The sequence below is a fragment of the Methanomassiliicoccus sp. genome, assembly GCA_033485155.1.
In the GTDB taxonomy this organism is placed as follows: Archaea; Thermoplasmatota; Thermoplasmata; order Methanomassiliicoccales; family Methanomassiliicoccaceae; genus UBA6.
Genome location: JAWQJJ010000002.1, coordinates 257,324 through 268,587 on the forward strand (window position 1 = coordinate 257,324; position 11,264 = coordinate 268,587).

General features: G+C 59.8%; 11 protein-coding genes. 4 read left to right on the forward strand and 7 right to left on the reverse strand.

Annotated features, from left to right (window positions below; all coding sequences use genetic code 11):
- The first annotated feature begins 227 nt into the window (after positions 1 to 227).
- The 3 genes from SA339_04295 to SA339_04305 all read left to right on the forward strand — a co-directional run bounded on the left by SA339_04295 (position 228) and on the right by SA339_04305 (position 3,774).
- Entirely contained in the window at positions 228 to 1,520 is a 1,293-nt protein-coding gene (locus SA339_04295; protein MDW5562426.1) for a hypothetical protein, read from the forward strand.
- 186 nt (positions 1,521 to 1,706) lie between these two features.
- A complete protein-coding gene (locus SA339_04300) occupies positions 1,707 to 2,645 on the forward strand; it encodes an ABC transporter ATP-binding protein (protein ID MDW5562427.1) in 939 nt (312 codons plus the stop codon).
- The gene (locus SA339_04305; GenBank protein MDW5562428.1) at positions 2,605 to 3,774 is read left to right on the forward strand and encodes an ABC transporter permease; all 1,170 of its coding nucleotides are present in this window, start codon (positions 2,605 to 2,607) and stop codon (positions 3,772 to 3,774) included. The genes SA339_04300 and SA339_04305 overlap by 41 nt, the downstream gene beginning before the upstream one ends.
- A gap of 37 nt (positions 3,775 to 3,811) precedes the next feature.
- Here SA339_04305 and SA339_04310 read toward each other — a convergent pair whose 3' ends face one another.
- A complete protein-coding gene (locus SA339_04310) occupies positions 3,812 to 4,957 on the reverse strand; it encodes a hypothetical protein (protein MDW5562429.1) in 1,146 nt (381 codons plus the stop codon).
- 115 nt (positions 4,958 to 5,072) lie between these two features.
- The gene (locus tag SA339_04315; protein ID MDW5562430.1) at positions 5,073 to 5,639 is read right to left on the reverse strand and encodes a gamma carbonic anhydrase family protein; all 567 of its coding nucleotides are present in this window, start codon (positions 5,637 to 5,639) and stop codon (positions 5,073 to 5,075) included.
- Between the two features lie 51 nt (positions 5,640 to 5,690).
- Between SA339_04315 and SA339_04320 the strand changes: the two genes are divergently transcribed.
- Entirely contained in the window at positions 5,691 to 6,242 is a 552-nt protein-coding gene (locus SA339_04320) for an HD domain-containing protein (protein ID MDW5562431.1), read from the forward strand.
- A 20-nt stretch (positions 6,243 to 6,262) separates the two neighbouring features.
- Here SA339_04320 and SA339_04325 read toward each other — a convergent pair whose 3' ends face one another.
- The 5 genes from SA339_04325 to SA339_04345 all read right to left on the reverse strand — a co-directional run bounded on the left by SA339_04325 (position 6,263) and on the right by SA339_04345 (position 11,189).
- Positions 6,263 to 6,442, reverse strand: coding sequence for a hypothetical protein (locus SA339_04325; protein ID MDW5562432.1), 180 nt, complete (start codon positions 6,440 to 6,442; stop codon positions 6,263 to 6,265).
- A 712-nt stretch (positions 6,443 to 7,154) separates the two neighbouring features.
- Positions 7,155 to 8,957, reverse strand: a complete 1,803-nt coding sequence (locus SA339_04330; GenBank protein ID MDW5562433.1) for an Ig-like domain-containing protein — start codon at positions 8,955 to 8,957, stop codon at positions 7,155 to 7,157.
- 79 nt (positions 8,958 to 9,036) lie between these two features.
- Entirely contained in the window at positions 9,037 to 10,329 is a 1,293-nt protein-coding gene (locus SA339_04335) for an MFS transporter (GenBank protein ID MDW5562434.1), read from the reverse strand.
- A gap of 104 nt (positions 10,330 to 10,433) precedes the next feature.
- A complete protein-coding gene (locus SA339_04340; protein ID MDW5562435.1) occupies positions 10,434 to 10,682 on the reverse strand; it encodes a hypothetical protein in 249 nt (82 codons plus the stop codon).
- A 243-nt stretch (positions 10,683 to 10,925) separates the two neighbouring features.
- Positions 10,926 to 11,189 carry a ribbon-helix-helix domain-containing protein gene (locus tag SA339_04345; protein ID MDW5562436.1) on the reverse strand — a complete coding sequence of 88 codons (264 nt, stop codon included), beginning with the start codon at positions 11,187 to 11,189 and terminating at the stop codon, positions 10,926 to 10,928.
- Between the last annotated feature and the right edge of the window lie 75 nt (positions 11,190 to 11,264).

Genomic DNA, 11,264 nt, shown 5'->3' on the forward strand with positions numbered 1-11,264 from the left:
CGAGCCGGACCGCGATCGGCGGCCGATACGAAACCTTTGTCTCCCGCGAGCCCCCCTCCGAGAAGATTAAATAGGACCAGCTCTACTTTATTATCTTAGATTTATAAATTAGGTGTCGGTAAAATATAATAAGCGGGGGAATCAAACACGAGGGCTATTAAGGGGGGAAGCAGTTTCGGAGGATGGACTTTCGAACATCTGGATGCAGGGAAGGTGATGCTGGTATGATGGCTCGCTACCCTCTCATAGTCCTCCTGTCGTTCATGGTCCTCGCCATCCCGTTCGTCGCCATCCAAGGGGCGGCGGCGAGCCCGGAGGCTACGACATCGGTGCAGAGCGTGGCGGTCCAAGGGAACGTCTCGGGCTGTCACATCGCCGTGGACCTCAACGGCAACGCCCACCTCTGCTATTTCAACGAGGACGACGGGAAGCTGATGTATGCGACCAACGCCGGCGGGGAGTGGGCCATCCAGACCATCGCCGATCGGGGAGAGGCAGGCAGGGACTGCTCGATCGCCGTGGATTCCAACGGCATCGCTCACGTATCCTTCGTCGGCAACATCAACGACGGCTATGGCGACCTCATTTACGCAGCTGAACGCAACGGATCGTGGGAGAGCCGGGTGATCGATCCCGGATATGTGCTGGGGTCTACTTCGATCGCCATCGACCCGAAGGACAGGGTCTGCATCAGCTACCACACCGGGCATGAGGCCAGCAACGATGATCTGATGTACGCCACCAATGCCGACGGGAAGTGGAGCACCGAGGTTGTCGACACCGGCATCTCCGGCTACTACAACGCCCTCGCCGTGGACCTCAACGGCAACGCCCACATCCTGTCCTATGCCGGGATCGGCGGGATGCCCCTTAAGTACAGCACCAACGCCGGAGGGTCCTGGAGCACCCAGAACGTCGAGGACAGCGTGTGGATCGGAAGCTACTGCTCGATCGCCACTGACTCCCTCGGCCGCCCTCACGCCGCCATCTCCACCAGCGACAAGATCGGCCAGGTCGATCTGAAGCACGTTCTCCTCTCCGAGAGCTCCTGGGAGCCCCAGGCGATCGAGTCCGGAGGGTATGTGTGGAGCAACTCCATCGCCGTCGACGGCAATGAGGCAGTGCACATCGCCTACCGGTCGGCCACCGACGGCAGCCTGAAGTACGCCACCAACGCCGGCGGGGAGTGGACAACGAGGACGATCGATAATACCGCCGCATCGAGCGCCTGCGCCTCCATCGCTGTCGACAGAGAGGGCAACGTCCACATGTGCTATATCGCCACGGACGCCTCCGGGGATCACCTGCGGTACGCTGAAGTAAAGCAAACCAAGGCCGCCGAGACGTCCACTGCCACCGAGCAGGCAGCTGATCCCGCAGTCACCGAAGAGGGGGCGACCTTCGACAGCCCCAGCACCACCTCTGCCCATCCCTTGATTGGCGGCCTGGAAATGGCCGGACTCGCTGTGATCGCCACGGCGGGAGCGATCCTGATCCTGAAGAGACGGCTAGGGCCTTAACTGGGATTGCTCACCGGCCTCTCTTTCTCAATTTTTTCACATCATCTATAGGACTCTATCGGACATCGAGACACATTCTCGTACGCCAGCCGATTTACAAGTTTTAATTATACGTTGGACAATAAACCGGTTGGGGGAAACTAGCACGAGGAGCGTACAGCGTCCCATCAAGGCAGGTGTTCACCGATGATGCCCATTGAGGTGGCCGAACTACGGAAGAACTACGGCGAGATCAAGGCGGTCGACGGCATATCCTTCACCGTGAGGGAGGGAGAGGTCTTCGGACTGCTGGGACCGAACGGCGCCGGGAAGACCACGACCATCGAGATCCTGGAAGGTCTCCGGAGGAAGGACGGCGGCGAGGCGCGCGTCCTGGGTCTGGACCCCTGGGACGAGGGCAACGCCCTCCACAACAAGATCGGGGTCATCCCCCAGGAGTTCAACTTCTTCGAGAAGACCACCCCGCGGGAGGCCGTCATCTACTATGCCAGCCTCTTCGGGGTCAAGGTGGATCCGGACGAGATCCTGAGGTCGGTGCTTCTCGACGACTCCGCCAACAACGGGTTCGAGAACCTATCGGGAGGGCAAAAACAGAAGACCGGGCTCGCTTTGTCCCTAGTCAACTCACCGGACCTGCTGTTCCTGGACGAGCCGACCACCGGTCTCGACCCCAACGCCCGGCGGGCGATCTGGGAGGTCATCAAGGGCCTCAAGGCCAAGGGTAAGACGATCATCCTCACCACCCACTATCTGGACGAGGCTCAGCAGCTCTCCGACCGCGTGGCCATCATGAACCATGGGCATATCGTGGCCCTGGGCACCACCGAGGAGATCATTAGCCAGCATGGCTCTGGAGAGAGGTTAGAGATCCAGGGGAGCAAGGAGCTTGCTGACTACATCCGGACGAGCACAGGGCTGGAGGTCGAGGCCCACGACAACGTCGTCAGCATCGCCATGAAGCACAAGAACGATGCCCTGGCCGCGCTGGAGGCGGCCGACCGCTCTAAGATGGAGTGGGGCGACATCCGCACCCGGCGGGACAGTCTGGACGACGTGTTCGTGAAGCTGGTGCGGGGACAGGTAGATGATAGCGGAGAGTTCGTGGGGGGTGGCCGCAGTGGATAAGCGTCCTCGCAGCAGGTTCAGCGGTCGCCGGGTCATGGCCGACTTCAGGGTCTACAGCCGCGGCTACATGCGGAACCGGGTGGGACTCTTCTTTGGCCTCGTCTTCCCGATCATCCTCATCCTCATCTTCGGCGCTATCTTCTCCGGGACGTCGTCGGGGACGGTGACCGTGTACGTCCAGAACCAGGACACCGGCCCCTTCCCCAACCCGCAGATGGATGTCGCCAGCCAGTTCATCGGCGCGCTGAACAGCTCGGGAACCGTCACCGTGGTCATGGTGGACCCCTCCGAGGACTTCTCGAGGTACCTCGCCGATCACTCCTCATCGGACGGCATCATCATCCCGGCCAACTTCTCCGCGGACTATCAGGCCGCTCAGCCCATCAACGTCACCGTGTACGGTAATCCCTCTTCCAGCACCAGCAGTATCGTCTCCGGCACGGTCAACGGGATAGCCAACGGGTTCAACCTCCATCGGTTCAACGGGACGAGCGTCATCGGCGTCGATCAGGCCACGGTCAACTCCCAGCAGACCCAGTACATCGACTTCCTCATCCCCGGACTGATCGGCTTCTCCATCCTGGTCAGCCCCATGTTCTCGCTGGTCAACATTTCCTCGGAGTACAAGAAGAACAAGCTGTTCAAGCAGCTGAGCCTCACCCCCCTGACCAAGATGGAATGGCTGGCGTCGAAGGTGATGTGGTACATCGTGCTCTCGTCAGCCTCCTTCATCCTCATGGTGCTGGTGGGAGTGGCCGCGTTCGGGGCTCACATCACCCTGACCCCGGGAATCATCCCCTTCCTCATCCTGGGCCCCACGCTCTTCGCGTCGATAGGCATGCTGGTCGGCACGGTGTCCAAGAACCCCGAGACCGCCGGCGTGGTCGGCAACATCGTCACCTTCCCCATGATGTTTCTGGCGGGGACCTTCTTCCCCATCAGCGTCATGCCTGACTATCTGCAGGCCATAGCCCACGTGCTCCCGCTGTACTACGTCATCGAGGGGCTGAACAACGTCATGGTCTACGGCAATATGGCCGGAGCGCTCTTCGATATCGCCGTCGTAGCCGTCCTGACCGCGATCTTCTTCATCGCCGCGGTGAAGCTGTTCAAATGGAGGGAGGACTGAGCGAGGCCGTCGATAGCGGATGCTTCCGGCTCCTCGATCACGGGCGGCCCCGGTCGAGGATCGGCCTCCCCTCCATGTCCCGGGGGAGGCCGACGTACCTCAGCACCTCCTCGTCTAGTAGGAGGTCGATGACCGGTACCACCAGGAACACCGGCAGGTATCCGAAGATGTTCGTCTCCACCACATCGTACACCGCCATCGGGCAGTAGGTGCACATGAGCTCCTCGTAGCTTCGTCCGTCGACCGTGGGGCGGGTGGCATCGGAATCGATCAGGGCATCGAGAGGCTGTAGGCAATCCTGCTCGAGGTCCTGCAACCGCTGGTCGATGAGCACAAGCGCCATCTGGCGGCTGGCCCTGCTCTGCAGCACGCGCATGATGAGGAACTCCGCCCCCAGGATGGCCGCCAATGCCAGGATGTGTGAGATATCGTTGCCCTGGAAGAAGCCAATCAGCAGGTCCAGGGTCTTACCGGGAAGCAGTATCGCCCCGACCGCCACGACGCAGATGACGAAGACGATGCTGCCCGCGAACACCATCGCCCAGATGTATGCCTGCCGTCCCTTGGAGCGGGCGGTCAGAATGCGATACTTGAGGGAGCGGGCCATCTTGGTGAAGCCCTGCGATTGCGGACTGACGATCACCACGAGAAGCAAGTAAGCCATGATGACCAGGATCTGGACGATCAGGTTGAGGGTCAGCCCCGCTGGGAGCTCTCCGAGCAAGGTCCCATGGATTATCGTGAACACGAATCCTATGCCGAACAGCACGAAGAAGCTCCGGGCCAGGGGGACCATCCCCACCAGGAACATGGTCAGGCCCACCTCCACCGCGAACCGGCGCCTGTATCTCAGCATGAAGAGGAGCGGTTCCTTGATGGGTCGCTTGGGGATAAGCGGTCTTTTCTCCCTCCGCTCGCCGCGGTGCCTGGTGAGGGGAAGGAAGAAGACGATGTAGTTGAACGAGTAGAGGATGAAAGTAACGATGGCCCACACGATCAGGGCCTCGTACCAGGTGAGCATGATGAGGGTGGAGACGATGAGCAGGGCGGCCGTCAGCACGATGAACTCCCCGTCGTACTTCGCTGGCGAGAGGACCGCACGGCGCATCGCCCGGTAGCGGTCAATGTCCGCCTGGACCCTGGACCTCATCTCCGCCATCCCCGCGTCGTCAGTCCTGCTCATCTAGCCCCCCTAACGCCAGTATGGCCGACACCACCAAATAACCGACCGCCGCCCCTAAGAATATTGCTCTGATGTCTTTGGATCCAATAAAACCCTAGGGCCGAGAGCGAGCACCTCACGGCTGTGCGGCCTTGTAGCGAGCGTACCGCCCCGCCAGATGCTCGTCTCTGAGCGCATGGTAGGCACGGGCGTTGTTCTCCGCCCGGTCGTGGACGGTGGGGTCGTTGGACCTCACTATCCTTCCGGGCACGCCGACGACGATCGAGCCCGAAGGGATGACCATTTTGCCGGTGACGACCGCATTGGCGCCTATGATGCAGTCGTCGCTGATGATCGCTCCCTCTACCACCGTCGCGTTCATCCCAATGATGCAATGGTCGCCGACCTTCGCCCTGTTGATGATCGCCCCATGGCCGACGGTGACGTTCCTTCCGATGATCGTCGGGAATCCCGTGTCCACGTGCAGTACGGCGTGCTCCTGCACGTTGCTGCCCTCTCCCACCACCACGCGATCATGGTCCGCTCGTATCACTGCATACGGCCAGATGCTGACCCCATCCTCCAGCTCGTAGTTGCCGATGAGCACCGCGGTGGGATCGATGTACCTGCACACTCTTCCATCCTCTGGGAACGGTATCGCCGGAAGGCACCTAATACTATTCTTGACCTTAGAAGCTGACAATGTGCCATAGCCATTTAAGACTCAGCTGGCCATAATGATGGAGGAACGAGCATGGTCTCAAGAGAATCCGCCCTGGCCTTGGTGCGCGAGCACGTGAAGAAGGAGAGCAACATCAAGCACATGGTGGCGGTGGGCGCGATCATGCGCGAGATCGCTGTCCGCTCGGGCGAGGACGCCGATCGGTGGGAGCTCGCCGGGATACTCCACGACATCGACATGGAGGTGTGCTCGGGGATGAGAGACCACACCTTGGTGGCGAAGGATCTTCTCGCCGGAAAGGTCGACGAGGGGCTCGTGGAGGTCATCATGGCCCACAACCACGAGGTCACCGGCATACCGGTCGATAGCCGATTCAAGGTCGCCCTCATCGCCGCGGACGCGGCCTCCGGGCTGGTCATCGCCTGTGCCCTGGTGATGCCATCCAAGAGGCTTGCCGATGTCCAGTTGTCCTCATTGAGGAAGAAGTTCGGGAACAAGGACTTTGCCAAGGGCGTAAGTCGGGAGCGCATCATGCGCTGCGAGGAGCTGGGCATGCCTCGTGACGAGTTCCTGGAAGTTGCCCTGGACGGTCTGAATAAAGTCTCCGCCGAGCTTGGTTTGTGAGGCTCAGGCGATCAGGTCGCTCATCGCTCGCCCTTCTGCTCCTTCGTCTCTCCCTTCTCCCGCCTCTCCTTGTTGACGGTGGCGGCGGCGATGCGCTTGGCATCCTCCTCCGAGCGTCCTTCCTTTTCCTCCTCGGACTCTTTGATGTGCTGATACTGCCGCTCCTCTTTCTTGGTGAAATACTCGGGCATGGTCACCATCGAGCACTAAATGTGAGAGAGGGTCACATAAAACACGTCCCGGCCGGGGCAGGTACGGCGATAGGCTGCATGCCTGGCCTCTTGAATAATGGTGCCGTTGACGACAACGTGATCGTCGGCTTGAGCCGGGATCTACGCGAATATCGCACGACGGCAAACAGAATCACGTGATTGAGAACAAGTGGGGCCGGGGGAAGGAGTTGCACCTTCGAACGCGGACTTGCGGTCCACTCCATTGATGCTCTGGCACCCCGGCATGGTGTGACGATCGGGAAGTATTTCCCGGCCAGGTCACCCGCTGCCTCCTCAAGAGAATCGAATGACGTTATAAAACCCACCCCCACCAGTATCACCTTCGATATAATGGGCGAGGCGATGGCTCTACGGCATATCTGCGCGGTCAACCAGATGGGAGCCAGTTCCTCTGATCTCGAGCCCGGCACCGGCCTAGAATGTTCTCGGTCGTCGACCGCTGTTCCCCTGGAGACACCAATGGTCACTTATGTAGGATTGACGACCGAGAAGGTCCTTCGCGTGCTAAGATTTACAAAGAGTATATGTGAGCACAAGCGGTTGTTTGTTCTCCCGGCTGGCAGGGCTTCAAGTCCTTCGATTGTCGCCCAGGTTTCCTCCGTTGGCTCTATCGGCCGGGAGGTAACAAAAAAAGGCTGCGGTGGGGGTGGGGCGGCTTCGTCCCGCTCGCCCCACCGCCCTACTTCCTTCTGCGCACCATGTACACAACGAAACCGACCCCGATCACCGCGACGATCAATACCGCCGCTATCGGAACGAGGTCCAGGGACTGGCCGTCGGCGCTCTCAAGGCTAAGCGCTCCGATGTCCTTGGTGCCAGAGGCTGCGACATCGACGCTCATGGTCGCCACCCGGTAGCCGTCCTTGCTCACGGTGATGGTGAAGTGGCCGACCCCGAGTTTGTCGAAGAAGAAACGGCCATTGGCGTCAGTGGTCGTGGTCATGCCGTTGCTGAGCTTGACCACGGCATTGGCGACCGCTTTCCCATTGGCATCCCTGATAACGCCCGAGATGCTGCCATGGTCGCTGATGGTGGTGAACGACCAGCTCACGTTGAAAGAATCTCCCTTAGCGGTCTTGCCGGAGACGGTGGCCTCGTAGGTGGTTTCCGGGCTGAGGGTCGAGGACGGAGTGAAGGTGACATTGTCACCGTTCCACGACAGCGTGCCGGTGACGCCCTTGACGGTGAGGCTGATGGATCCCTTGTCCACAGGGTCAGTGAACGAGACGACGATGGCAGTGTCGTTCTTCACGTCGCTGCCAGTGGGAGTAAAGGTCATCGAGGGAGCATGCAGGTTCACGCTGAAGGTGACCGATGTCTTGGCCGAGTTGCCGGCCGCGTCAAACACCTGCACCCAGGCGGTATGCGATCCCTCGGAAAGGGAGGTGAAGGCCATCGACTCGCCGGTAGTATCGGCCCACGTCCCGTTGTCCATGGAGACCTGTGCCCTTATCACCCAGGTGCCTTTGTCGTCGGCATTCCACCCGATGGTGACCATGCCCGTGCTGTGTGTCGATTGCTGGGCAGGGGTCGTTATGTTCACCGTGGGAGAGACCATGTCCACGGTAAACGACGCCTCGGCCACCGTCTTCATGGTCTCGGTATTGGTCGAGTTGCTGGCGAGGCTGAATAACTGGTACTGTCCATCACTGGGAGCGATGAATGTGATGGGAGAGGTGCTGAACAGGCCGTCAGTGTGGGTGGCGTCGACGTAATGGGTCCACCCTCCCCCGTTGATGCGGTAGTAGAGAGAGACACGGTCGGCGTTGGTCCAGGTCACCGGCACCTGTACGGTCCGGCTACTGTAGTAATCGCTGATCCCGCTGCCGATATGAGAGGCGGGCGGATCGGCGAGCACGTTGGCCGCGTTCAGGCTCATATCATCGATGAGCGCACCGGGGTAGTCTTTGGTACCGGCCGCGGCGCTGGACTTGAACTCCCACTCCAGCCAAGTCGTTCCCGCCGGCAGGGAGACCGTCGCCAGCTGCCATCCGCCGCTGTCGGCCGAGGGCTGCTTCCAGACCATTGTCGTCGCCGTCCCGTTATTGGCGTTGACGCACAGGTAGTTCGAGGCGGTATCCGACGTCTTGGCCCAGTAATAGAAGCTGAGGGTCAGTCCCTCGAGGCGGGTGGGGTTGGATACCGTGTATCTCACCCACGAGTCCATGCCCGGGTCGGGGTAGCCGTTATCGATGTTCTTCTCGCCGTTGGGACCATTGCCCAGCTTGGCACAATAGAGCGCCGTGTATTCGGTGTGCGGACTGATGGTATATCCCACCGCCCGGGACAGGTTGCCGAACCATGTGGAATTGGCCCGGCACCACAGGTCGTCGTCATGGCCTGCGGCGTAGTCTCCACGGGACCACCCCAAGGACTCCCATTCCACGATGAAGTCCCCGTTGCCGTCGAAATTGGTCTCAAAAACCACTGCTGGCGTGGCGGCCTGAGTTACACTTACTGGTACTAGCACGATGAGTAGCATGGCGGTCAAGAGCACCGCTGAGGTTATGCCCCGTATTTGGCCCACGGATTGAATTAAGTCGAGCTTGAATTATTTAAGTTTAACTGATATTTTTCCTCAGCATCCTACTTCTTGCCGTCCATTCCTTCTTCTCCGGCCTGATTCCGGCACCCTTGTGCTTCATCCCCGCCTCCCTGTCGATCCAGGCGAAGATGATCACCGCCAGCAGCTGCACGCTCACTGATGCGGCGATCATCAGGGGAAGGCTGATGGAGTACAGCAACCCGGCCAGGGCGTTGCCCAGGAACCACATGATCCCGAAGATGGTGGAGAATGTGCCAAAACCCGCTCCCCGGCGGTCGGCGGGGACCAGATTGGAGACCGCCCCCCTGAGGATCGAACCCATCGCTCCCTGTCCCACTCCCCACAGCATGATGCCCAGGACCATGAGGCCAAGGTCGCTCGCGAACACCAGGGGCACGAAAAGAGAGGAAAGGGCGAACACCGCGACGATGGCGGTCATGCCCAGCCGGTCGAAGAAGTGGCCGAGGACCAATGCGCTGATGGCATCCAGCCCCATCGCCACAGCGTAGAGCACCGGGATCCAGAAGTCCTGCAGGTGATCGTTCGAACTCAGGTGATAGGAGATTAGCGGGAAGTCGATGTACGCCGCCGCCAGGAGGCCGGCCCCCAGGAGATATATCCAGAACAGACGGGGCAGTTTGCCTTTCTCCATCCTATGCTTGGTCGCGTGGGGCACCTCCAGGCCCATGGGGTGGGGGTACCACCGCCTCGACAGGAACAGGATGATGATGGCCAGGATCGCAGGGACGACCGTGATGCTGAACGCCGCCCCATATCCCATGTTCGCCTGCAGGATCAGGGCGACGACGATCGGTCCGATCATGGAGCCGACATCGCTCATCGCCTCGTGCAGCCCGAACGCTCTGCCCACCCCGCCCATCCCCTTGGCCGCGTGAGATATGATGGAGTCCCGGGCGGGGGCGCGAAGGGCCTGTCCCACCCGCTGGAAGACGATGAGGCCGAATGCCAGCTCCCAGTGATCGGCGAGGGCGAGCATGGGTACGGCAATGAAGTTTATGAGCAGTCCGGCCCCCAGCATCCTCCAATAATGATGAGTGTGGTCGCAGTACCAGCCAGAAGCCAGACGCGGAGTGTAAGTGACCAGGCCAGCGATCCCGGTGATCAGGGTCACCAGCGCCGCGGTGGCCCCCAGTGAACCGAGATAGGTGCCGACCACGCTGTAGTACCCGTCCGCGGTCATGTCCGCAAACAGGGAGATCGCCCCTATGAGAAAGACTAACTTGAATGCGTCGAGCTCATGAGAGTTGAGCTTCCATGTAGTGTGTTGATGTCGATACCCAAAGGTGATCCCATCCCCTGAACCGCCGACGCATTATTAACTTAGATATTAGCCGTTCGGTCCTGAGTCGCCGAGGCAGAGAACATCGATGAAAAGTATGGCCACAGGTTGGCTCAGACCAGAGCGGCATAGGCGCCCGAGTGCCCTACCCGTCTGCTCCTCATGTCCAGATAATGCTCGAAGGCGGTCTGGTTGGTGATGTTGACCGTGAGGACATATCCGTCCTCCTCCTCCCTTGCTCCCATGACCGCGCCCACTGGGTGATCATCAAGGCAGTATGATACACTCTCTCCGGCCATGAACTTCTCGTACATGGTCTTGGTGGACATGTCCCTGGAGGGAGAGGTAATTCTGAGAATCACGGGATTTAGAATTAATTATTAGTATAAATGTAATATGATGTAAATTTATCCTCTTGATAGCCAACCTGGGCTGCCCTTTAACATGCGCCTCTGGCGGCGAGGGGCAACAGGTTCCGGTAATTTGGATCGTCGTGATCTCTCCGTCATGCGGCAGGCGAACATGCCGTGGTATGAACGTCCATAGAAACCAGGCTTGATCGGGCGGCCACGGTTAGCAAAAGAATCTGGGGGATTGTCCCCCAGCTACTTCTTGAGTGGGACCGACGGCCTTTCCTCCTCATCGAAAGAAGCCTTGACATCGCGGGCCGTCCTTCTCGTCGGCAGGTAGTCCAAGTATTGCCTTATTGCCGTGACGACGAACTCCGAACGGGATTTGAACTCCCCGTTCTCGACCCACATGTCCATGTTGGTGACTAGAGCCTGAGGTACCCTGACGTTGATGATGGTCGTGCCTCTTCTCTTGTAAAAGGGCGCGATCGTGGCAGCTTCATCTGAGTTCTCTGTCATTATTATCTGGTTACCAAGGTAATACAACGGTATATAAAAATATGTGGGGCGATCAGCCCGGCCTGATATTTAAAT